21 protein-coding genes are annotated in these 23,395 nt (G+C 57.4%); 9 read left to right on the top strand and 12 right to left on the bottom strand.

What is annotated here, in order from left to right:
• Nucleotides 1-89: 89 nt before the first annotated feature.
• Nucleotides 90-1,976: an HD-GYP domain-containing protein gene (locus BLT77_RS13115; RefSeq protein ID WP_090365996.1), complete on the top strand. Its 1,887-nt coding sequence runs from the start codon at nucleotides 90-92 to the stop codon at nucleotides 1,974-1,976.
• Between the two features lie 254 nt (nucleotides 1,977-2,230).
• Here the strand turns inward: BLT77_RS13115 and BLT77_RS13110 are convergent, their stop codons facing one another.
• On the bottom strand, nucleotides 2,231-3,052 hold the full coding sequence (locus BLT77_RS13110; protein WP_090365994.1) for an HNH endonuclease: 822 nt from the start codon (nucleotides 3,050-3,052) through the stop codon (nucleotides 2,231-2,233).
• Nucleotides 3,053-3,200: 148 nt separating this feature from the next.
• Nucleotides 3,201-3,731, bottom strand: coding sequence for a hypothetical protein (locus BLT77_RS20045; RefSeq protein ID WP_143026631.1), 531 nt, complete (start codon nucleotides 3,729-3,731; stop codon nucleotides 3,201-3,203).
• A 900-nt stretch (nucleotides 3,732-4,631) separates the two neighbouring features.
• Here BLT77_RS20045 and BLT77_RS13105 point away from each other — a divergent pair.
• From BLT77_RS13105 to BLT77_RS13070, 8 genes are all read left to right on the top strand, one after another.
• A complete protein-coding gene (locus BLT77_RS13105) occupies nucleotides 4,632-5,180 on the top strand; it encodes an NAD(P)H nitroreductase (RefSeq protein ID WP_090365991.1) in 549 nt (182 codons plus the stop codon).
• Between the two features lie 117 nt (nucleotides 5,181-5,297).
• Nucleotides 5,298-6,545, top strand: coding sequence for an exonuclease subunit SbcD (sbcD, locus tag BLT77_RS13100; RefSeq protein WP_090365988.1), 1,248 nt, complete (start codon nucleotides 5,298-5,300; stop codon nucleotides 6,543-6,545).
• On the top strand, nucleotides 6,542-10,255 hold the full coding sequence (locus BLT77_RS13095; protein WP_090365986.1) for an AAA family ATPase: 3,714 nt from the start codon (nucleotides 6,542-6,544) through the stop codon (nucleotides 10,253-10,255). The genes sbcD and BLT77_RS13095 overlap by 4 nt, the downstream gene beginning before the upstream one ends.
• A gap of 46 nt (nucleotides 10,256-10,301) precedes the next feature.
• Nucleotides 10,302-11,144 (top strand): mechanosensitive ion channel family protein, encoded by an 843-nt coding sequence (locus tag BLT77_RS13090; protein WP_090365983.1) that lies wholly within the window; start codon nucleotides 10,302-10,304, stop codon nucleotides 11,142-11,144.
• 193 nt (nucleotides 11,145-11,337) lie between these two features.
• The gene (locus BLT77_RS13085; RefSeq protein WP_143026630.1) at nucleotides 11,338-11,670 is read left to right on the top strand and encodes a hypothetical protein; all 333 of its coding nucleotides are present in this window, start codon (nucleotides 11,338-11,340) and stop codon (nucleotides 11,668-11,670) included.
• A 171-nt stretch (nucleotides 11,671-11,841) separates the two neighbouring features.
• Nucleotides 11,842-12,480, top strand: a complete 639-nt coding sequence (locus tag BLT77_RS13080; RefSeq protein ID WP_090365977.1) for a CatB-related O-acetyltransferase — start codon at nucleotides 11,842-11,844, stop codon at nucleotides 12,478-12,480.
• Nucleotides 12,481-12,570: 90 nt separating this feature from the next.
• Nucleotides 12,571-12,969 carry a DUF2750 domain-containing protein gene (locus tag BLT77_RS13075; protein ID WP_090365974.1) on the top strand — a complete coding sequence of 133 codons (399 nt, stop codon included), beginning with the start codon at nucleotides 12,571-12,573 and terminating at the stop codon, nucleotides 12,967-12,969.
• 36 nt (nucleotides 12,970-13,005) lie between these two features.
• Nucleotides 13,006-13,470: a methyltransferase family protein gene (locus BLT77_RS13070; protein ID WP_090365971.1), complete on the top strand. Its 465-nt coding sequence runs from the start codon at nucleotides 13,006-13,008 to the stop codon at nucleotides 13,468-13,470.
• Between the two features lie 21 nt (nucleotides 13,471-13,491).
• On the opposite strand, the gene BLT77_RS13065 is transcribed toward BLT77_RS13070, so the two are convergent.
• The 10 genes from BLT77_RS13065 to BLT77_RS13020 all read right to left on the bottom strand — a co-directional run bounded on the left by BLT77_RS13065 (nucleotide 13,492) and on the right by BLT77_RS13020 (nucleotide 23,357).
• Entirely contained in the window at nucleotides 13,492-14,721 is a 1,230-nt protein-coding gene (locus BLT77_RS13065; RefSeq protein WP_090365968.1) for an SAM-dependent methyltransferase, read from the bottom strand.
• Between the two features lies 1 nt (nucleotide 14,722).
• Nucleotides 14,723-15,457 (bottom strand): DUF1365 domain-containing protein, encoded by a 735-nt coding sequence (locus BLT77_RS13060; protein WP_090365965.1) that lies wholly within the window; start codon nucleotides 15,455-15,457, stop codon nucleotides 14,723-14,725.
• A complete protein-coding gene (locus tag BLT77_RS13055) occupies nucleotides 15,454-16,713 on the bottom strand; it encodes an NAD(P)/FAD-dependent oxidoreductase (protein ID WP_090365964.1) in 1,260 nt (419 codons plus the stop codon). The genes BLT77_RS13060 and BLT77_RS13055 overlap by 4 nt, the downstream gene beginning before the upstream one ends.
• Nucleotides 16,710-17,432, bottom strand: coding sequence for an SDR family NAD(P)-dependent oxidoreductase (locus tag BLT77_RS13050; RefSeq protein ID WP_090365961.1), 723 nt, complete (start codon nucleotides 17,430-17,432; stop codon nucleotides 16,710-16,712). Before BLT77_RS13050 ends, BLT77_RS13055 begins: the two co-directional genes overlap by 4 nt.
• Nucleotides 17,429-17,887 (bottom strand): nuclear transport factor 2 family protein, encoded by a 459-nt coding sequence (locus BLT77_RS13045; protein ID WP_090365958.1) that lies wholly within the window; start codon nucleotides 17,885-17,887, stop codon nucleotides 17,429-17,431. The genes BLT77_RS13050 and BLT77_RS13045 overlap by 4 nt, the downstream gene beginning before the upstream one ends.
• A gap of 3 nt (nucleotides 17,888-17,890) precedes the next feature.
• A complete protein-coding gene (gene phrB / locus BLT77_RS13040) occupies nucleotides 17,891-19,276 on the bottom strand; it encodes a deoxyribodipyrimidine photo-lyase (protein WP_090365955.1) in 1,386 nt (461 codons plus the stop codon).
• Nucleotides 19,273-20,112 carry a MerR family transcriptional regulator gene (locus BLT77_RS13035; protein WP_090365951.1) on the bottom strand — a complete coding sequence of 280 codons (840 nt, stop codon included), beginning with the start codon at nucleotides 20,110-20,112 and terminating at the stop codon, nucleotides 19,273-19,275. The genes phrB and BLT77_RS13035 overlap by 4 nt, the downstream gene beginning before the upstream one ends.
• A complete protein-coding gene (locus BLT77_RS13030) occupies nucleotides 20,102-21,055 on the bottom strand; it encodes a YbgA family protein (RefSeq protein ID WP_090365946.1) in 954 nt (317 codons plus the stop codon). Before BLT77_RS13030 ends, BLT77_RS13035 begins: the two co-directional genes overlap by 11 nt.
• 126 nt (nucleotides 21,056-21,181) lie before the next feature.
• On the bottom strand, nucleotides 21,182-22,210 hold the full coding sequence (locus tag BLT77_RS13025; protein WP_176819307.1) for an aldose epimerase family protein: 1,029 nt from the start codon (nucleotides 22,208-22,210) through the stop codon (nucleotides 21,182-21,184).
• Entirely contained in the window at nucleotides 22,200-23,357 is a 1,158-nt protein-coding gene (locus BLT77_RS13020) for a galactokinase family protein (RefSeq protein ID WP_090365942.1), read from the bottom strand. Before BLT77_RS13020 ends, BLT77_RS13025 begins: the two co-directional genes overlap by 11 nt.
• Nucleotides 23,358-23,395: the final 38 nt, after the last annotated feature.

The following is a 23,395-nucleotide window of genomic DNA, read 5'->3' as shown; positions in this document are numbered from 1 at the left end:
TGTTTTCAACTATCTGCGTCAATACTCAAATGGGAAAAGAAGAGACTTTCTTTTTGGTTATTTAAACTGTGGTGTGAATTGGGCTTGTTATGTTTAATTTGAGCAAGCAGTTGTCTTCTTCGGTAGGTTTTGACAAGGCGAACGGGTCTGAGGTTCAGTCAACGGATCGTTTGGAGCAACGCTCGCTGTTTTGGAATCTGTTTTTAAAGGCGTTGGTGCTGATGGTGGTGATCGCATCATGCCTGCTGTTTATTGCTCTCAGGGTCGGACATGGGATCGAGGCCTCAAGGCTCAGGGGGCATACCCAAACCGTCATCGAGGTGGCCCGTGAACATGCAATTAATGATTTCTCTACGGTTTATGGCGATCTGAACTTTCTTGTCAATAATGCCAGTGTCAGCCAATTCTTCCAGTTACCTTCCCCTCAGCACCGCCAGAGTGTCGAGCGGTTATTTGCTAACACGATAAAGACACATAAAATCTATGACCAGATTCGGTTGATCTCCGGTACCGGCCAGGAGTTGGTGCGGGTCGATTACAATAACGGCGAGCCTGGCGTGGTTCCTGTTTCCCAACTACAGAATAAATCGTCCCGATATTATGTGCAGCAGGGGCTGCGCCTGAATAACAACAGTATCTATGTGTCCCCCCTGGATCTCAATATGGAGCATGGGCAGGTTGAGCTTCCCCATAAGCCAATGATCCGTTTCGTACAGCCATTCTATGGTTCGCTGGGGCAGCTTAGCGGCATGGTGGTGATCAACTACCTGGCCGAAGGGGTGATAGGCCACATGCGTAAGCAGATGCAGTCATTACCGGGCGAACCCATGCTGCTTAACGGTGATGGCTACTGGCTGATGAATGACCGCCATGATCTGGAGTGGGGGTTTATGTTTAATAATAATCATAGATTCCCGGAGCAGTATCCCGAAGTCTGGGCCGAGTTTGAGAAGTTGCAGCAGGGGACGCTGTTATCCGGGGACAACCGTTTCGAGTTTGCCCTTATTCAGTATCCGCCGATTCTGGATCCGAAAAGAGAGATTCACGTCGAAAAGACGGCGTCATGGTGGTTGGTCATGCGATACGACAACTCCTTATTGGGGGGAGCCGAAAAGGTTCTAAAAGCCGTATTTGTATACCTGGTCTTATTGGGCCTGCCGTTATTGGTGCTGTTGTCATGGCTATGGGCACTGGCCGCGAGTGGCAGGATTTTCGCAGAAAGATCGTTAAAAGCGGTGAATGTAAGCCTGGAGAAGAGAATTCAGACACGGACAGCGGAGTTAGTTGGAACCAAGAATGCCATTATCCATAGCCTGGCAACGCTTGCGGAAATCCGTGATGATGAAACCGGTCAGCACATCTGGCGAACTCAGTGTTATATGAGGGTTCTCGCTAACGAGTTAACGCGGCATCCGGATTTCGCAGATCAGCTGCACGAAGATAAAATTGATCTTATCTGTCGTTCTGCGGCACTGCATGATATTGGAAAAGTCGGGGTGCCTGATCGGATACTGCTGAAAAAAGGTAAACTGACAGAAGATGAGTTTAAAGAGATGCAAAGGCATACGCTTTATGGCCGTGATGCCATCGACAGTGCCATCAAGGTGTTGACGCGTTTTTCCGGTGGAAAGGGAGGAGGAACCTTCTTACATTATGCCCGGAATATTGCCTATTTCCATCATGAGCGTTGGGACGGCTCCGGTTACCCGCAGGGGGCGCGCGGAGACGCGATTCCCCTTTGTGCCCGGATGATGGCACTTGCCGATGTTTATGATGCGCTGGTAACCAAGCGAGTGTATAAGCAGGCCTATACCAAACGGCAGGCAGAAGAAGAGATACTGCATGGGTGCCCCGGTAAATTTGACCCTAGAATCCTGGCTGCTTTTAAACGGGTGCGGGACGAGTTTTGGGCAATTAGGTGCCAACACTCCGATGATGACCAGTCGCAGTTGGTGGAGATGGAAGCCGCAGTTTGAGGAGCACGAGGAACGCCATCCGGAGGCAGGCCATAGCGGCTTAAAACGGATGGCATCGGCTTGACCCTGCACCAGCCATACATAGAAGCCATACATAGACACCCACTTTATCATCGTCAGATAACGCACTTTAATCAGCGCGTTAGCCAATCTCTAAAGATGGGTGTCCGTGTAGAGCCTTTAATCGTCAGATAACGCACTTTAATCAGCGCGTTAGCCAATCTCTAAAGATGGGTGTCCGTGTAGAGCCTTGGTTAGGCGATTTTTTCTTCGATGCTAAGGGCCATTCTTAACAACTGTTCGTTAAACTCTTTGTTGTCGATTGAATAATGCGCTCTCCTGTGACACGTAGGACATAGAGCGATCACATTTTCCGGGCAATCAGCGCCACCGTCAGCAAGCCTGGTTAAATGATGGACCTCTAGATAAGGTCCTGCCTTAGTTTCAAAGGGTGACTTACTTCTGCAACCTTCACAAACCCCATTTGCACGCTTTTTAGCATATAACTTTATAGCCTCACTACGATACCGGACATGAGCAACTTGTTCTTTAACGTCCACATTGCTCGGGGTCACAGCTGTAGCAATATCGCGCAATTGCTTAAGTGATTTGCTTTTTGTCGGTTTGATTAAGTAAGGAGCCTTTCCATTTACCACGCCCGGAAGCCTTGATTGCGGAAGTACGTCCAAGTGAAAAATGAAAGCATCTCGAAGCTGACCATTTTTGTCTGGTCGCAGCTCGATGTGGTGTTCAATGTAACTACACACCCCGACGAAACGCACAAAGCCTTTTGTCGTCGACTCAAACAACAAGATTTCTTTTTTATTTTTCTGGTGCTCGAAGATTGCCAAATTACCTTTGACCATCTGCATATCACCTTCTTGGCCTTCGCCTGTATACCTAAACGTACCATCAGGGCCGAAACCATCAGAATATCCGAACTCTTCACCAGCATCACTTGTAAATATAAATACATAAGGATGATTAGCTGGCGTAACAATACCACCATACTGTTGCCCTTTGTATACACCGTGAATATCAGAGCGACGGTTATAGATTTTACCAACTTCGAACAAGGAACTCTCCTAATCGCCTAACGCCTGCATAACACGTTTGCTACTATACAGACTTACCTGAATTTTACCGCCTTAGTCACTGTAACTAAAGGCAAACTGACAACGCCGAGTGTAGCAAATCGTGTTGATGCGATTGTTATGTTTCGACCTACAACGACTGACCAACTTCCCAAACGCACGCTACACAAGATACAGGTTTAACATACCTACTTTGTTTGGTATCGAACGTTACTTTATGAAGTGGCTTTACTTGATAATTAGCTAAACATTCAATGTGTGCTTGGCGACCATCGTCAGGTAATTGATGCTTAAATACGTCAACTAAAGCACAAAATAATCGAATACACTTTTCTTCTTTTATCCGACCAAGTTTTTCAATATCGTTTTGATATGCCGTCGTCGTATCTCGCAACTTAAATTCAATTGCTACTATATAACCAGAATCCAATTTAAAAACTAAATCAGTTGGTCCGCCATTTTTAAGATCACATTCCCTACACCATTCAACTGTCGTTTCACCAAAGATACTCTTTGATTCTTTGATAATTGCCTTACCGCATTCATATGCAAAAGCTAACTCAGGCATATGAAATATACCTTCCTGTGCAATATCAGATAGTTCTTTATTTTCACTCTCAGCCACAGAGCAGATTATCTGAGCGATACGATTAATATCCATATTTTACCTTTAGAAACATAACGCTCGGCAAAGCGGCGCGTTTTTCAGCGTCCGCTTGTGCTGCTTGTTTTGGGTAGTAGAGACAACCGCTAAAGTCGACGCCCACTCGGGCTGGAACTACCGGTGCCCAACTTGTCGTGCGCTCAGCCGCCAGCAGGCGACGATGGTTTTATCCTTTGCTTGAAGCTTGCCAAGCCGTATCCGCGAGCAAGCTCGCTTCTCCGTGTACGGCTGCGCTTCAAGCGTGTCATAAATGGGAAATCATCGCTAGACGTATGAGCTATTAGCTCCAAACATTACTGTATAAACATACAGTAATGTTGGGCTATACTGTTGATCTGGCGTGCCCAAAACAGCTTATTATGCGGCGGCTTTACCGCCTTTTATCTTTCGAAACCCGCCGCCTATCATTCCATGCGGGTTGCCAGGAACCAGGGCGAAATTGTTGTTATTAAGCGCTTTATACCGGACATGGCCGTTATCGCCACAGCACGAAAGGCGGATCCGGCTCGCTTAAAAGCGGCGCTCCGCTGATCCTGTGTGGATGGACAGAGGTTTGGCTCGCCTGCGCGTTAGTGAATGCAAACCTCTAAATTGCTGAAATTAAAGGGTAATGGCATTCGCAAATGGGATACTTGGCCGAGCTCCGCCATGTGGCGAGTGTGAATACGCGCCACTGTAACTGTGTGCTCAGCTATCTAACTGATTTTTCGGGCGTTAACGCTACACCTTTACGCGATTGGTTTAAAGGGGAGTGGTCCCAGTTTGTGGCGCAATCCAGCCCAGTCACTTGGTTCGATGGTCAAATCCCGCTTTGGCAGCCAGGTGACTTCGATTTAGGAAACCCCGCCTGACTTTGGTAGAGTATTCTGGTAACTGATTCTCAATTAAGGAAAGGCAATGGATGCCCTGACACTCCTGACCACTCGACACTCCAGCCCCCGCCTGACGCTTCCTGCGCCCACGCCTCAGCAGTTGGATGTGATTTTCAATGCCGGTGCGCGAGTGCCGGATCACGCCGGGCTGACCCCCTGGGAGTTCATTCTTGCCCAGGATGAGGGGCTGAACCGGTTGGGGGAGATCTTTTTTGAAGCGGCCCAGGCCCGGGGAGAGCAGGGCGAGGCGCTGGCGCGGGCACGGTTGTTGCCGACCCGGGCACCGGTGGTGATCACCGTGGTGTCGCGGGTGAGCGAGCACCCAAAAGTGCCGGCCATGGAGCAGCACCTCAGCGCCGGCTGTGCGGTGATGGCGATGCAGATGGCGGCTCAGGCCCAGGGGCTGGGCGGAATCTGGCGCACCGGCAGCTATGCCACCGACCCTGTGGTGCGCCGGGCGTTGAAAGTGGACGGCGAGGATCAGATTGTCGGCTTTTTGTACCTGGGCACGCCGGTCATCAAGGTAACCCCCAAGCGGGCCCTGGACGGGACAGGGTTTGTAAAACGGTTGTAATCACTGGTTCGGACTCATGAGGGCCGTGAGTCCGAAATATTGATGTTCCACACCCTGTATCCGAGTCCGGATTAGGGGTATCCTTTTGTTTTTCCATTACGCTTTGCGACCAACCTGATGCGCATACTCCACACCTCTGACTGGCACCTGGGTCAGCACTTTTATAATAAAAGCCGGGCACTAGAGCATTTCGCCTTCTTTGATTGGCTGATGGGCCAGATTCATGAACTGAGTATCGATGCTGTTATCGTTGCCGGTGACATCTTTGATACCGGCACGCCGCCCTCCTATGCCCGCGAGCTGTACAATGCGCTGGTGGTGGCGATGCAGAAACAGGGCTGTCAGCTGGTGGTGTTGGCCGGAAACCACGATTCGGTGGCCACCCTGAATGAGAGCCGTGAACTGCTGGCGTACATGAATACCCAGGTGGTCGCCGCGCCCGCCGATGACCTCGGTCAGCAGGTGCTCGAGCTAAAAGACAAACAGGGGCAGGTGGGTGCGTTGGTGTGCGCGGTGCCGTTTCTGCGTCCCCGTGATGTGATGCGCAGCAGCGCCGGCCTGGACGACCAGCAAAAGCGCCAGGCGCTGCAGCAGGGGATCGCCGATCACTACCAGCAGGTATTTGCGTTAGCGCAGCAGCGCCGCGCCGAGCTGGATCTGGCGCTGCCCATCATCGCCACCGGCCACCTGACCACCATTGGTGCCTCCTGCAGCGAGTCGGTGCGGGATATCTATGTGGGCACCCTGGACGCATTCTCGGCCAGTCAGTTTCCCGGCGCCGATTACGTGGCCCTGGGCCACATCCATCGCAGCCAGCGGGTCACCGAATCTGAGCACATTCGCTACAGCGGCTCCCCCATTCCGTTGAGTTTTGACGAGCTCTCCTGCGCCAAGTCGGTGCTGATGGTGGAGTTCGACCAGGGCCGGCTGGGCTCGGTCACCCCGGTGGAGATCCCCCGTTTTCAGCCCATGGCGGTGGTCAAGGGCGACCTGGCCCAGATTCAGGAGTCGTTGCAGCAGTTTGCCGATCATGACGGCTCTGCGCCAGTGTGGCTGGACATCGAGGTGGTCAGCGACGACTACCTCAACGATCTTCAGCAGCGCATCGAAGCCCTGATTGCCGACCTGCCGGTGGAGGTGCTGCTGCTCAGGCGGGCCCGAGGCCAGCAGCGCGGCGCTCTGGAGCAGCAACAGAAGGAGACGCTGGCGGAGCTGAGCATCGACGAGGTGTTTGCCCGCCGTTTGCAGGATGAAACCTTTGATGGCGATCAGGGCGAGGTGCGAAAAGAGCGGCTCAATACCCTGTTCGCACAGGTGGTGGAACAGCTGCAACACACCGACACCGAGCAGGAGGCGTCGTCATGAAAATTCTGTCGCTGCGGTTTAAGAACCTCAACTCCCTCAAGGGGGAGTGGAAAATCGATTTCACTCAGGAGCCGTTTGCCAGCAACGGCCTGTTTGCCATTACCGGCCCCACCGGCGCAGGGAAAACCACGCTGTTGGACGCCATCTGCCTGGCGCTGTACCACCAGACACCGAGGCTGTCGGTGTCCCCGACCCAGAACGAACTGATGACCCGCGGCTGTGGCGAATGCCTGGCGGAGGTGGAGTTCGAGGTGAAAGGGGAGGCCTACCGGGCGTACTGGAGCCAACGCCGCGCCCGCCTGGCCGCCGATGGCAAGTTGCAGCCGCCGATGGTAGAGCTGGCCCGGGTGGCGGACGACAGCATCCTGGCGGAGAAGATCAAAGACAAGCTGGAGCTGGTGTCCAGGCTCACCGGCCTGGATTTTGCCCGTTTTACCAAATCGATGTTGCTGTCCCAGGGGCAGTTTGCCGCCTTCCTCAATGCCAGCGCCAACGAGCGGGCCGAACTGCTGGAGGAGTTGACCGGCACCGAGATCTACGGCCGCATCTCCGAGCAGGTGTTTGAGAACCATAAACAGGCTCGCCAGCAGCTGGAGACCCTTAAGGCCCGCGCCGAAGGGGTGGACCTGCTCAGCGATGAGCAGCGGGAGCAACTGCAGTCGCGCCGCGGCGCCGATCGCCTCAAGGAGCAGGGGCTGCAGGTGCAGATCACCGAGCTGAAAGGGCAGCAGCGCTGGCTGCAGACCGAGGCGGATCTGGACGCGGCCAAAACCCAGGCCCAGGCGCAGCTGCAGAAGAGTAAGGATGAGGCACAGCAGCAGCAACCGGCCCTGACCACGCTGGCCCGCAGTGAACCCGCCGAGCGGTTACGGCCGCGCCTCAACGAGGTTCGCCAGCATGAGCTGGCCGTGGCGGAGCACAACCGCGAGCTGGAGAGTCGCAAAAAAGCGTTGTTGCAGTGGAAGCTGGAGGGCGAGAAGGCCCAACAGGCGTATCTGGCGGCGCAGCAGGCGCTGTCAAAGGCCCAGGCCGACAAGGAGCGGTGTGAATCGCTGCTGGCCAAGGTGATCCCTATCGACACCCAGTTGGCGCAGCTGAATAGCCAGCACCAGCAGGCCAAAGTGGAGCTGGAGAAACGCCGCCTCGCCTGGCAGGAGTCCAGGGAGCGGGTGCAGGACAGTGACCAGGCCCTGGCCCGGCTGCTGGAGAAGCTCAGCCACAGTGAAACCTATCTGCAGGCCCACCAGCACCACAGTCAGCTGGGCAGCCATCTGTCCGCCTGGCAGACCCAGCTGAATCAGCTGCAGCAGTGGCAGCAGCAACAGAAGAAGCTTCAGCCAGAACTGTCCAGCGTTACCGTCAGCCTGACCGAACAACAGCAGGCCGCCCAGTCATTGGCGCCCCGGTGCGAGCAGAGCCAGGCCGACTGGCAGCAGACGCAAACGGTGCTCGAACAGGCGAAGCAGGCGCTGACCCAGGCGCAGACCGAGATGGACGAGCCGGCACTGCGGCACAAGTTGACCCAGCTGGATGAGGGGGTCGATGGCCGGGCGCAGCTGACGCAGCTAAACCGACAGTTTGGGGAGCAGAGTCAGCAAGCTGGTGAGCTGGAGGCGTCCCGCCAGACCCTGAAAGCAGCCCAGTCCGAGATTGAGTCCCAGCTTAAGCACAAGCGCCAGGACTATAAGGCTCAGGCGCAGCAGCTTAAGGATGTCACCACCCTGCTGGAGCAGGAGCGCAAGATCGCCTCGCTGGAGGCGCAGAGGCAACAGCTGCAGTCCGGCCAGGCCTGCCCCCTGTGCGGGGCCACCGAGCATCCGGCCATTGCCGAGTATCAGGCCATCGAGATCAGCGACACCGAGCGCCGCCGGGATGTGCTACAGGCCCAGGTGGAAACCCTGCGCAGTGACGGCGTCGAGCTGAAAACCCGCCAGGAGCACGGCCAGCAGGCGCTGCAAGCCGCCGATGAGCAGCATCAGCAAGCCGGCCAGCGGTTGGCGGAGCTGGAGCAGCAGTGGCAGCAGCAGTGCCTGGCGCTCAATATCGGCAGCGGCCCCAGCATTCGCGACAGCCAGCGCCTGGAGACCTACCTGCAGCGCTGTAAGCAGCAAAAGGCCGAGATTGAGGCGCAACTGGCCAAACTGGCCCAGCTGCAGCAGGCTCAACAGCAGGCACAGCAACAGGCCGCCGACGCGGCAGAAACCAAGCATCAGCAGGAGTTGGCCCTGAACCAGGCCCGCTCTGCGGTGGCCACGCTGGAGCAGCAGCATCAGTCGCTTACCGCCCAGTTGCAGCAGGTTGAGGTCGACAGCACCCAGTTGTTGCAAACCCTGGAGCCTCAGCTGCAACAACTGGGAATGGCCTTGCCCGGTGATGACGGTATTGAGGCGTGGCTGGCTGAGCAGACCCGGGCCTGGGAGCGCTGGCAGCTGGCCAGCCAGGCTCAGCAACAACTGGTAACCGAGCGATCCGGGCTGGAGCAGAAGCTGGCGTCTTCGCAGGAGAAACTGCAGCTGCAGGCGCTGGAGAAAGAGGGCGCCGAGGCAGTGCTGGCGACGACAGCCGAGCAGCAGTCGCAGCTCAGGGCCCAGCGCACGGAGCTGTTTGGTGACACCGAGGTGGACGCCGAACGCCAGCGTGTGGCCGAGGCCCTGACCGCTGCCTCCGAGCAGTTGCAGCAGCAACAGCAGCTGCAACAGCAGTCGCAGCAACAGAGTGCCCAGCTGCAGGGGCAGTGCGAGCAGCTCAAGCAGGACGGCCACAAGCTGACCGATCGCTGGACCGAGTCAAGAAAAGCACTGCAGGGCGAGCTGGCGCTGTCGATGTTCGCCAGCCAGAGCCAGCTGGAGCAGGCGCTGCTGGAGCCGGAGCAAAAGGCGCAGCTGCAGCAGTTGAAGCAACAGCTGGAGCGGGATCAGGCCGGCTGCGAAGCCCTGGTTAAGGAGTCGGAACTGCGGCTGACGGCACACCGTGACCAACGGCCGCCGGCGCTGGCACCGACACTGACATTGGCGGAGATCAACGACTCCATGGCCCAACTGAGCGAGTCCAGCCGAATGCTGATCAGTGCCATGGGCGAGGTCAAGCAGCAGCTGGATGAGGACGCCCGCCGTCGGGAATCGTTGTCCGATCTGCTGGCGGAGATCGAAGCCAGTAAAGCCAGTGTCGATGACTGGGCGCACCTCAACAGCCTGATCGGCTCCCGCGAAGGGGACAAGTTCCGCAAGTTTGCCCAGGGACTGACGCTGGATCATCTGGTGTACCTGGCTAACCTGCAGCTGCAGCGCCTGCATGGCCGCTATCAGCTCAGCCGTCGCCTCGGCGACGATCTGGCGCTGCAGATTAAAGACACCTGGCAGGGAGACGTGGTTCGCGATACTCGAACCCTGTCCGGCGGCGAGAGTTTTCTGGTGAGTCTGGCGCTGGCGCTGGGGTTGTCGGATCTGGTCAGCCACAAGACCAGCATCGATTCGCTGTTCCTGGATGAGGGCTTCGGCACCCTGGACGGGGAGACTCTGGATACCGCCCTCGATGCCCTGGATGCCCTCAACGCATCGGGTAAGATGATCGGTGTCATCAGCCACATCGAGGCGATGAAAGAGCGCATCGGTGTGCAGATCAAAGTGAGCAAGGTCAATGGCCTGGGTGTCAGTCGACTGGCGGCCAACTATCGGGTTTCCGAGGTTGGGGAAGTGGAAAGCGTTGGCTAACCTTTAAGGGTGCGGCCACCGGGATCGAGTAAGGGGGAAACGAGCAATGGCAGAAAGCATGTTGGACCAGGAACTGGCACAGATGGAAACCGTGTATCGGCTGGTCACTGAATTTCTGGTTAATTACAGCTTCCAGTTACTGGGGGCGATGGTCATCTTCCTGGTGGGGGTGTGGGTAGGTGGCAAGGTTTCAAAGGCGGTGCTGGCACTGATGACCCGCCATGAGATCGACGTGACCCTGTCGACCTTCGTGGCCAACATCGTCAAAGTGCTGGTGATTGTGCTGATTGGCATCATCGCCCTGGGTAAACTGGGGATCAGTGTAACGCCGCTGGTGGCCACCATCGGTGCCGCGTCACTGGGGGCAGGGCTGGCGCTGCAGGGCATGTTGTCCAACTACGCCGCCGGCATCACCATCATCATTACCCGTCCCTTTGTGGTGGGCAACACCATCACAGTCCAGGGCGTCAGCGGGGTGGTGAAAGAGATTCAGCTGGGGCTCACCATGCTCACCAATGAAGATGGCCAGTTGATCAGCATTCCCAACAAGCACATTGTCGGCGAGGTGCTGCACAACTCATTCGAGACCCTGTTGGTGGAGACGGAGATTGGCATCGCCTATGACAGCGACGCGGAACAGGCCATCGGCTGTTTGCTGGAGGTACTGGGCGACAGCCCGCAGGTGGATAAGCACCAGGTGCCCCAGGTTGGCATCAACGCCTTTGGCGACAGTGCCATTACCCTTGGGGTGCGGTACTGGGTGCCCTACACCCAGTATTACCAGATTAAGTTTCAGACCAATCTGGCCCTGTTTAAGGCGCTCCAGGCCAATAACATCGAGATTCCGTTCCCGCAACGTCATGTCACCCTGGTTAATGACGGAAAATAGCCTTGGTTGCGGTGTGCCCTGAGGTCACCGCAATGCCAACCCTAATCGGCACTTATATCCCCTGATTAGCCAGCATGAATTGTCTTCATGGCAATTCGACCATGGTCTCATCCCGTTGCCATAGGCATCGCCGAGTGTTTGCGTTAGGGTGAATGTTAATCGGTGACAGCATGCGTAGGGACAAGGAGTGGTGATGAGACGGTGGAGCGTACTCTTGGCAGCGGTGGTACCGATAGTGGCGATGGCAAAGGAGCCGTGCGCCCGGGTGCAGATCAGTTCCGACTATGGTGGTTATGACATCGGCCTGATCAGCGGAGAGCCTGAGGTGATCGAATTGGGCAACGGCGGGCGATTGGTTTTTATGGCGTTAACCCAGGAAAACAGCGCCGGCATTAAGGTCAGCACCGAGATGCTGTCCGGCAGCAACCGGTTATCGACCAGTATTTTTGTGTCGCCGGACCGACCGTCATCACTGAGGCTGGCCGGTGTCCAGGTGGACGTCAGCGCCGTTGATGGCAAGGAGTAATGGTTGGCTATCACTATCAGTGGTAAACTGGTTCCCCTGAGTGTTGGCAAGCAGCAGTGACCGACGATGAACCCTCGTCTTAAACAGCCCCGAATTGGTTAGCGTTTCCTTTCCTCTAATTTAAATCCTCCCGATAGGGAGACACACGAAATTAGTGAATGAGAGACCCTGATGACTGAGAATCAAAAACACTGGACCCGGTTTGAGTTACTTCACCAGACGGTTCAGAATCCCCATATCCACATTACCGGCACCCGCAGTTATTACAGCGATTTCTGGGACGAGGGCTTTGAGCGCAGCGTGGTGCGTTACCTCCATGGTGATGAACAGACCCGTGATCGCCTGCCCCCCTGGCCCGTGGATCAACTGTACATCGGCGATTGCGTCTGCATCGGTGCCGAAGCGGTGATTTTGATGGGGGGCAATCATACCCACAGGACGGACTGGTTCTGTCTGTACCCCTTTATGGAGCACATCACCGAGGCCTACCAGGGGAAGGGAGACACCCACATCGGCAGTGGCGCCTGGATCGGAATGCGTGCCATGATCATGCCGGGGGTAACCCTGGGTGAAGGGGCGGTGGTGGCGGCCAACAGTGTGGTGACCCGTTCGGTGCCACCCTATACCGTGGTGGGTGGTTCGCCTGCCAAGGTGATCAAAACGCGGTTTGAGCAACCGGTCATCGAACGCTTGCTGGCGCTGGGAATTTATGAGTGGGATGAAGCGAAGTTTGAAACGCTGAAGCCGCTGTTGTGTAACAACGACATCGATGCCCTTGAGACCGCGTTATCGGCTTACGAGGCCCGATAACGGCGACGGTTTCGGCCAGGGCGGTCGTAATGTTTAATCTGTGCCACCAGGCCGAGAGCCGGTGGCATTTTTTTGTAAGGAAAGAGAACGATGTCCAATGCCATCGATGCCGAACTGATGCAACAGCTGAATGGCTTTGATGCCGAGCAACGGTTGCAGTATCTGCTGAAAACCGCCGTTGACACCCGTCGCCTGTGGTTGTTGATTGATGAATATGGCTCGGTCATGTTTAATACCGAAGATGAGGATGGGGTGCCGGTCTGGCCTCATCAGCAACTGGCGGAGCAATGGGCGACCGGCGAGTGGTCGCACTGCAAAGCCGAGCCGATCTCTCTGGCGAAATGGCACAGCCGCTGGACCCGCGGGCTGGAGCAGGATGAGCTGGCGGTTATCGCGTTTCCCCATCAACAGGAGGAGGGCGTGGTGCTGTTCCCGGACGAGTTTGATGCGGAGCTGAGCCGGCTGGAGAAGAAACAACCCCGGCGTTGAGTCACGGCCAACCCGGTATGAGTTCAAGGATGAAAGATGCAGGAATTGGAACTTCGATTGCCGCCGGTGGCGGTGGTGTTGCTGCACGGCGTTGTCGCCTGGTGGCTGGCGCAGTGTGCGTTCTTACCGATGAATCTGGGAGGCATGCTGGCGCTGGCTGTGCCACTGCTGCTGGTCACCCTGGCGCTGGCTCTCGGATTAACCGCGGTGGTGGGGTTTCGTCGCCGCCGTACTACGGTGAACCCGACCCGGCCCGGTGAGGCGTCGCAGTTGGTGACGGCCGGAGTCTACCGCTTCAGCCGCAACCCTATGTACCTGGCATTGCTGCTGTGTTTGTGTGCCTGGGTATTGGCATTGGCGGACGGGCTGGCGCTGATTGCGGTACCGCTGTTTGTCTTGTACATGAACCGGTTCCAGATCGTACCTGAGGAGCGGGCCATGGAGCGGCTGTTTGGTGACGAATATCGCCACTATTGCCGGCGGGTGCGGCGCTGGCTGTGACCGCTGCCAAAGGGGCGCCGCTCAGGGGCGGCCCCGGTACAGCGGTCTGTTGGCCACCAGATGCACGGTGCTGATGCTGCGCTCGTAAAATGCGCCTTCGCAGTAGCCGAGATAGAACTGCCACATTCGAATAAAATCTTCCTGATAGCCCAGGTTTCGAATCTGCGGTAGCGACTGATTGAAGCGCTGGTGCCAGTGCTTAAGCGTCCGCCCATAGTCCTGGCCGATGTCGTGCAGGGCACTGATCACCATGTCGGTGTCGGTGGCGATGTGGCGGCTCAGACGTTCGATGGAAGGCAGACAGCCGCCGGGAAAGATGTACCGCTGAATGAAATCCACTCCGCGGCGATAGGCATCGTAACGCTGGTCGTTGATGGTAATGGCCTGAATCAGCATGCGGCCGTGCTCATGCAAGCGGGCGCGGCAAGTGCTGAAAAAGGTGCTCAGGTACTCATGGCCCACCGCTTCGATCATCTCAATGGACACCAGTTTGTCGTAGCGTCCCTGCAACTCCCGATAGTCCTGTTTCAGCAAGGTGATGCGTTCCGATAATCCCTCCTGCTCCACCCGCTGGCGCGCATACTCATATTGGGCGTCGGAAATGGTGGTGGTGGTCACCTGAACCTGATAATGGCGTGCGGCGTGGATCGCCAGCGCGCCCCATCCGGTGCCGATCTCCAGCAGGGTTTCGCCAGGCTTGAGTTGCAGTCGCTGGCAGATCAGTTCCAGTTTGTGGGTCTGTGCTTGCTCGAGGCTGGCACCGTCGTGAGGGTAGATGGCACTGGAATAAACCATCTGCTTATCCAGGAAGGTCTGGTACAGATCGTTGCCCAGATCGTAGTGGGCGACAATGTTGCGCTTTGACCCGGCTTTGCTGTTGTGGTTACGTCGGTGTGTCAGCAGATTGGACACCTTGGTTATCCAGGACAGTCGCGACTCCAACGCTTCCAGCACCTTAAGGTTTCTGGCCATTACCTGAACGACGGCCACCAGATCCGGGCTGCTCCAGTGGCCCTGAATGAACCCCTCTCCCGCGCCAATGGATCCACCCAGCAGAATCTGCCGATAGGCTCTGGGGTGATGAATTCGAATCACCCCTTTGAGCGGGCTGTTGGCATCACCAAACTGGTGCTCCTGCTGATCCTGAATCACCAGGCAGCCGCCGCGCAGTCGCGGCAGCAGGGCAAACAGAGTGCGTTTTGCTGTGGTGTCCAGCCAGTTGGGCGACACTCGAGTCAGGGTCTTGTCCATGTTATTTCTCCGAAGCTTGCCCGGGATGGGGAATGAAAGGAACGCGCTTTAACCACAGTTTCAAGGCTTGCCAGTAGATGGAGGCCAGCATACTCAGGGTCATCACCGGCATGGCCAGCAGTGTACGGCGCAGCTGGGCGGCGTCGAATGGGTGCCGTTGCATCTTCAGGCTGACCACGAAAGCCTTGCCCTGCTGATGATTTTCCATCTGCAGCTTGAGTTGCTCCCCGGGCGGGCCTATTCGCCAATGGTATTCCATCTGCAGCGGCATAAACGGTGAGACGTGGAAGGCTTTGGGGGTGGGACTTTGCCGGGTCACGTCCACCAGATAGCAATGGCGCTGATTCCAGGGGGTATTGCTGACTTCGGCCAGCAGGTAACGCAACTGCGACTGCTGATCGTAACAGTAGAAGAAGTTCACCGGACTGAAGTAGAGACCGAAGCAGCGCCCCTGGCCCACAAACAGCACCCTTCCGCCTAGATTCTCTCCGCCCAGCTGAGTCACTTTTTGCCACAGTGTGCGTCGAGTCAGCCCCTGTCCATCGAGGTAATCGCGTTGATGGAGGCTAAGCGGAGCCCAGCGGTCGACCCCGAACCAGCCGCTGATGGCATCCAACTGCGGCAGTTCATCGAGATCGATGGCCAGGGTGTAGAGCCGATATCGGAATCGATGGTTGACCGGTCTGAGCCGGTGATGGCCGACCCAGCCTCGATAAAGGGCGCTGTGCAGAGTCATAGGGTGATCCCCAGCCTGGCGCACACATCCAATGCGCTCCTGACTCCGTCTTCGTGGAAGCCGTTGTACCAGTATGCACCGCAGAAATGGCTGCGGCGCTGACCACAGATGCTGTCTCGCTGTGCTTGTGCCGCCAGACTGGCTCGGTCGAAGACCGGGTGGGCATAGGAAAAGGTGCGCAGTACCTTGGCCGAATCGATGTCGGCGCCCTGGTTCAGGGTGACACAGAAGGTCGGCGCGCTCTGCTCCAGGCGCTGCAGGATGTTCATGTTGTAGGTGACCTGTGCCGGCAGCCCGGGATCGCGGTTAAGACGATAGTTCCAGGCGGCCCAGGCCGCGCGCCGTTGGGGCAGCAGGCTGGTGTCGGTGTGCAGCACCACCTGATTGTCTTTGTAACGAATGGCGCCCAGTACCTGCTGCTCCTGCTCACTGGCATCGGCCAGCAGCGCCAGGGCCTGATCACTGTGACAGGCAAAGATAACCTCATCGAAAACCTCCTTGCCGCCATCGTCCAGCGTCAACGCGACACCGTCGTCAAGACGGGTGACCGAGGCCACAGGCGTTGCCAGACGAATCTGTTGTTCAAAGCCCTTGATCATCGGGCCGATATACTCCCTGGAACCGTCGCGAATCACGTACCACTGGGGCCGGTTGCTGATGTTTAGCAGGCCATGGTTATCAAAAAAGCGAATGAAGAACAGCAGCGGGAAATCTCTCATCTGAGTCAGGCTGGAAGACCAGATGGCGGCGCCCATGGGCAGGATGTAGTGCTCGGCAAAGTAGTCACTGAATTGATGCGCCGCCAGAAACTGGCCCAGGGTTTCGTCGCTGCCCAGGGTGTTATCACGCAGCTCGGTTTTGCACAGGCGGTTAAAGCGAAGAATCTCGCGAATCAAGGTCAGAAAGGGCAGGCTCAGGAGGTTGCGTTTCTGAGCAAACAGCGTCGACAGGCTGTGGCCATTGTACTCCAGGCCGGAGGTCGGGTTGTGGACGCTGAAACTCATCTCGGTGGCCTGGCTGGGCACTCGCAACTGGGCCATCAGGCGGCGGAAGTTGGGGTAGGTGCGATCGTTGAAGACGATGAAGCCGGTGTCGATGGCCCAGCTTCTGCCGTCGACTTTCACCTCGACGGTGGCGGTGTGGCCACCGAGGGTGTCTGCCGCTTCAAACAGGGTGATGTCGTGGTGGCGGTGCAGCATGTGACCGCAGGTCAGACCGGAGATGCCGCTGCCGATAATGGCGATCCGTTTTTTCATTGCTTAAGTCCCTTTAAGGCCATGGTTTGCCACAGGCTCTGTGGCAATGCACCGAACAATTTAAGTAACAGAGTGAATCGTTTCGGAAAGTGGATCTGGGCTTTTCCCTTGGCCAAATCGCGAATAATACGCCTGCTGGCATCAGCCACTTCGATGCGCATCGGCATGGCGAACTGGTTTTTATCAGTCAGGGGGGTACGGACAAATCCAGGCGTAATCAGACTGACGCCAATGTTGGATGGGGCCAGGTCGATGGCCAGGGTTCGGGCCAGATAGGCAATGGCGGCCTTGCTGGCGCCATAGGCTTCGGCGCGCGGCAGGGGCAGGGCACTGGCGATGGAGCCCATCAGGGCAAGGCGACTGCCTGGCTGGAGCTGGGGCAGCAGGGCTTGCAGACAGTAGCCGACACTAAGCACATTAGTGGTCATCACCCGGGCCAGCAGAGCGCCGTCGAACTGCTGGGCATCATCGATGTATTCACAGCTGCCGGCGTTGAGGATTGCCAAATCCAGTCCGGGCAGGTTCGATAACTGGGCCTGGGTTTGCTCTGCATCGGTCAGATCAAACTGACGGGTACTGATGTTTGAATGACGGCCCAGCGCCTCCAGAGCGGTGGCATTGCGGCCGCAGGCAAACACCTGCCAACCCTGATTGGCGTAATCCTGCGCCAGTTGCTTGCCGATGCCGGAGGTCGCTCCGGTGATCACCACCCGTTTCATTGACCGGCCCGGCGTTTCACGGCTTTGACCACAGGGCCAAGCAGAGGCAACTGCTCATACAGCATCTGTCCTGCATCGAAATAGTCGCGGTGGTAGTAGATCCGATCGGAATACTTCAGGTGACTGTGCCCCTCAACCAGCACCGTTTTGCCACGGTTGAGCCTGGGGTGAACCAGGGTCATGCGCCAGTACAGCGCCGCTTCGTTGGCACCATGAAGGAGGTCGGTGATCTCGATACTGCTGTGCTGAAGGTTTTGATACAGGCTTGAAAAGTAGCGGGTCAACTGTGTCAGGCCACGGACCCGGTGCAGTGGGTCGATAAACTCGATGTCGTCGTCGTAGACGCTGGTTAACTGTGACAGAGACTGATAGTCCAGTCGCTGATACAGGGCGACGAAGCGCGCTACCAGCGAGGCGTCGGTGTCATCTGTGATGGGCGTGACCGCTGAGTTCATGGGTTACTTTCCTTTTTTCATCACCGAGAAGCGGGACAGTGCCAGCTCGCGGCTTTGGCGATAGTCCACCACCGGCGCCGGATAATCGGCAGGCCGCTGTCGGTCGCTCGGCATGTGAATCATTTTGTTATCTAAATCAGATAACTCTGGGACGTATCTACGAATAAAATCCCCTTGTGGATCGAATTTTTCGCTCTGCCTGATCGGGTTGAACAGGCGGAAGTAGGGCTGGGCGTCACAACCGGTACTGGCGCACCATTGCCAGCCGCCGTTGTTGGCGGCAAAGTCGCCGTCGATCAGGTGCTGTGAGAACCAACGCTCCCCCAATCGCCAGTCGATCAGCAGGTTTTTACTGAGGAAACTGGCGGTCACCATCCGCAGGCGGTTGTGCATCCAGCCGGTGTGCTGCAGTTGCCGCATTCCGGCATCTACCAGTGGGTAGCCAGTGCGTCCCTGACACCATGCCTGAAACAGATCGGGACGGTCATTCCATTGAATATTGTCACCCAGAGGATTGAAATTTTTACCTTTACAGAGTTTAGGCCAGGCCACGATCAGGTGCCGGTAAAACTCCCGCCACGCCAGCTCACTGAGCCAGGTGAAGGGGCCGGAGGCGCTGTGCTCCAAGGCCCACGGGGCGCGCTGTAGCAACTGGTGCAGGCACTGTCGCGGCGAAATCATCCCCAGCGCCAGGTAGGGAGATAACCTGCTGGTTCCATCCACGGCGGGCAGATCCCGCTGCTGATGGTAATGATCCACTCGGTGGTCAACGAACTCGGCCAGTAAGCGACCGATCCCTTCGGCGCTGACCTCCCAGGCGCCACTGCAAACGCTGTCCACCGGTAATCGAATCAGAGCGGAGGAGGCCACGGGCGGGCCGGCCACCGGCGCGGGCAGGGGATCTGCCAGGGTGAGTTGCACCTTTTGCAGCCAGCGACGTCGAAACGGGGTAAACACTCGATACATGGTGTCACTGCCGGTGGTGACGCTGCCAGGCGGCACCAGGCAGTCGCCGTGATGCAGCGACAGCTCGACGCCGCTGGCGGCGACCTGCTGATCCCGCTGGCTCTCATTGACCTCATGGTCGCGATTGGCAAACACCCGTTGGCTCTGGTGTTGATGGCAAAACTGCTGCAGCGCCGCCGGAATGTCCCGGTACCAGGGCACCACCAGATGGTGAAGTGGAATGCCGATGCCGGCCAGTTGATGGCTCAGCAGATTCAGTGCCCGCTCGGTCAGATCCAGCTGTATCGGCGCCACGTGATGGTGTTGCCACTGGGCGGGAGAGCTGATGTATAGCGCAATCACCGGACGGCCGCTGGCTACTGCCGCCGTTAACGCCGGGTTGTCTTCGATGCGCAGATCGCGCCGGAACCAGATCACCGTCATAGCAGGGCCTCCTTGTGGCAAGGGGCTGCCGGAAGTGCCAGGTTTTGGCTGTGAATCCCGGCGAATTCGCCGGTTAGCAGCAGGGTGTGGCCCGACTGGCTCAGTTGCCGGATCACCTTGATGTCGGCGGTTTGAGGTTTAGCCCCCAGGTTTAGCAGCAGTGGCCTTGGTGATAGCCTGTCCATGATGAGCGGTAAACTCGCCAGATTGGTCAGTGGCAGCGGTTGAATCCTGACTCCGGCCAGCGCCCACTCCAGATCCAGCAATTGACTGACGATGGCGGGCGTCGTCTCCAGGTGGATAAGTGCGATGGCGGGCCCCGGGTTGTTCTGGTTGGTCAGGGTAAACCGGGTCGACAGCCTCAGCGATAACTGGGTGTGCAACCAGCTGTCCAGGGCATCGGCATCCGGACGGCCCTGAATCTGCTTAGGCCACTGGGCCAGCCAGGGGCGCAGCACCCGGTTACTGGCCAGTGGAAAGGGGTACATGGCCGTCAGGTGATCCAATTGCTGCTGCAGGCTCTCTCCGTTGAGATTGAGGGCCTGGGTCATCAACCCATCGATCTGCTGCTGCCAGTGGTCGGCGTCGACGTCGGCATTTGGGGTGGTGAGCAGGGGTTTGACCTGGCTGATGGCGACCCCTCTCTCCAGCCAGCCGACGATGGTTTCAATGGTGTCGATATCCTGTTCGCTGTAGAGGCGATGTCCTTTGGCGGTGCGCTGTGGGTTCAGCAGGCCAAAGCGCCGCTGCCAGGCCCTCAGGGTGACCGAGTTGACGCCGGTTCGGGCCGAAACCTCACGGATCGGGTAGCGGGCCTGGGTGTAATCAGTGTTCATAACGCAGTTGCATCTCTTCCGGGTGAGGATTCAGGTAAACCTGATCGCTGATGTAGGAGTTGGGGTACAGGGTCATGTAGTGTTTCAGCAGAGAGATCGGGGCCAGCAGCGGCAGCAGGCCGCGGCGATACTTATCGATACACTCTGCCAGGGCTACGCGCTCTTTGCTGCTCAGCTCCCGCTTCAGGTAGCCCTGAATGTGCTGCAGAACATTGGTGTGAGCCTTTCGGTTGGCGTGCTGTTTCAGCGCCCCCATAAACTGAGACTCATAGCGGTTGGCAAAGGGGGCCAGATCAGAGCCGGCGTCTGCCAGTTCGCGCCCCAGGGTCTTGTACACTTGCAGATCGTGGGCCATCAGCAGGTATTTGTATCTGGCGTGAAATCGGTACAGAGCGTCGGCGCTGAGGCCTTGATGGCGCAGTTGCTGCCAGTCGTGATAGGCAAACACCCGGGTGACGAAGTTCTCTCTGAGGTTGTGATCATTGAGGCGGCCGTTCTCCTCAACCGGCAGGTTGGGATGATCGATCATGATCCGCCGAGCGAACACGCCGATTCCCTCCCGGACCGAGTTGTTGCTGTCCGGTTGATACAGGCTGACCCGCTCCATGCCGCAGGTGGGAGATTTGGCGCAGAACACATAGCCGCTGAGATAGCCCAGGGTGGCCGATGTAGAGCGGGAAAACTCTGTTAGGGGCTCGGTGACGTCAAAACTGCCGTCCGAGGCCTTCACTCGAACCTTGTCTGCGGCCACCAGCCGAATGGTTTGGCGAGGGGTGCCCATACCGATGGCTACCTCGGGGCAGATAGCGCGAAAGTGCACATGCTGGCCCAGGTCGTCCTGGCAGAAGCGGCTCTGTTTGTGGCCGCCGTCAAAGCGTACTTTCTGTCCCAACAGACAGGCGCTGATCCCCACTTGAATTTGGTGCCGATCAAACTTGTACATAGCCTCTCCTTATGTATAACTTTAAGGATAAACCTAGACCATAGTTGTACAAGTTAGCAAGTTGTGTACAACAAGTTGGGCAAAAAAAATCCGCCAGTTGGCGGATTTTTCAATATGGGTAGGGGCTTAGACGTTATCGAACTGGTATACCGTATGGTGTTGATAGGTCTCACCAGGACGCAATATCCCCTTGGTGTGCCCGGGTTGGTTGGGGGCATCGGGCCACAGACCGGGTTCCAGTGCCATACCCTGATGGTGTTTGTAGCACTTGCCATCGTAGGCCGGCGTGCCCCCCAGGTGGTTACCTGTGTACAGTTGCAAGCCGGGTTGATCGCTGTGAAGCGTCAGCTTAATGCCGGAGGCCGGCGACAGCAGTTGCGCCCGGGGCTTGACCTTGGCATCGTCGTCGGGCCACAGGTAGCAGTGATCCAGTCCGCCCACCTGGCGCAGTGCTTCTAATGGCTGGTCCATCAGTTCACCGATAGTGGGGTTGGGGTTGAGATCCAGCGGGTTGCGGCTGGTCTCCTCCAGTGTCACCGGAATGCCCTCCTTGTCGGTCATGACGATGTAGGGGGCGTTGCTGTACAGTTGATAACCGGTGATGGGGCCGCCGAGGTTAAAGTAGCTGTGCTGGGTCAGATTAACCGGACAGGGGCGGTCAACCTCGGCGTTCATGGTAACCAGCCACTGGCTGCCTTTTAGGCGATAGAACACCTCCAGCTGCAGGTTACCGGGGAAGCCGGCTTCACCGTGGGCACTGGTGAGGGTCAGTTTGATGCCATCGTCGATGGGTGTCAGGGAAAACACCTTGTGGTGAAATCCCGCCAATCCACCGTGAAGATGATGGGGATAGAGGTTGGCATCCAGCTCCAGCTCGTAACCGTCTACCAGGCAGCGGCCATTGGCGATTCGGTTGGCCCAGCGGCCCACCACAGAGCCAAGGCAGGCTTTCTGGGACAGGTAATCGCCCGCGCTGTCGCAGCCCAGTACCAGGTTTTGCCAGCGGCCATCCGGTCGCTTCAGTTCCAGTTTGCGTACGATGCCACCCAGCGCCAGCACCTCCAGGCGCAGATGGTCATTTTCAATCTGAATTCTTGGCAGCTCACCGACGCGGTAATGCTCCCAGGGGGACAGTGGGGTGATCTTAACGGACACGACAGGCTCCTGAACTGGCTCTTGTGCTGATGAAGGTAGCATAAAGCTCGGATTGTTTGGGATATTCTTGCATAACTTGCTTAATAACCGCTGATTTTATCGTCTCAGGCATCAGCGCAACCACATCTCCGTAGCAGCCTATGCCATTCATGCGAACGCCGCCCTGATCGCCCAGTGCCGAACGGGTGATCCCGACCAGGGCGTCGATGGCCGGACTGGCAAGCTCAAAATCCCCGCTTAGCGATTGGTGTGAGCTGGCCATCAGCTGGCCTATGGCTCGGTAATCCTGCTGCACCAATGCATCGGCCAATGCCAGTACCCGCTGGTTCTCGCTGATCACGTGGCGGGCTCGTCGGAACAGCTGCGGCGGCATCTGCTGGCGGCCGGCATTGAGTTGGTCGAGGGACACCTCTCTCAGGGACGGCTGGTTAAAGTAGCACGCCGCCTGTGAACACTGCCGTTGACGCTCCTGCTCAAGGTGCCAGTGCGGGCTCATGCCGCCCTGGATATTGAACACCACCAGGTGCGCAGAGTCCGGCATGGGGATGCCTTGCCAACTGAGTGTTTTGCAGTCAATGAGTGTTGCGTGATTCTCGGAAGCGATGGCACTGATCAAGGGATCCACGAGACTGTCCTGGCGGGCATTCACCTCCCGTTTTGCCTGCTGGCTGACCTGGGCGATGCCCTGGGGCGACAGCCCAAGGTGAAACAGGTCATTGAGGCCATAGGTCAATGCTACCCCCAACGAGGCGCTGTCTTCAAGGGCCACCCCGGGAGGCAGGGATGCATGCACCATGATATTCAGACCGGTCAGCCGGTAGCCCCGGGCTCTGAGCGCCATTAATACGCCTTGAATGTGATTGATCCACATTGGATCTCGATCTGACGTGGGCGGAAAATGATCCGGATCCCAGCTGACTTGCTGTGACGGGTCGTCGCTCTGGCCGGCATTAACCTTGTTGCCTCGGGTCGGTGCCATTATTAGCGTGGTGCCAAACCCAATGGCGCAGGGCAGTACAAAGCCATTTTGGGCACTGGTGGAGGCGCCCATCAGGTTGACCCGGCCCGGGGCATGATACAGGGCATGGGCAGCCTGGCCGTATTGTCGCTGAAAGCGGCGGCTGAGATTATCCCAAAGAGAAGTCATAAGTCTGCCCCCGACTCGGAGAGGCGGGGCATTCACGT

The sequence above is a fragment of the Ferrimonas sediminum genome (genome assembly GCF_900100175.1).
Taxonomy (GTDB): domain Bacteria; phylum Pseudomonadota; class Gammaproteobacteria; order Enterobacterales; family Shewanellaceae; genus Ferrimonas; species Ferrimonas sediminum.
The sequence above is the reverse complement of the archived record's forward strand: the minus strand, read 5'-3'. Positions and strand labels throughout refer to the sequence as shown.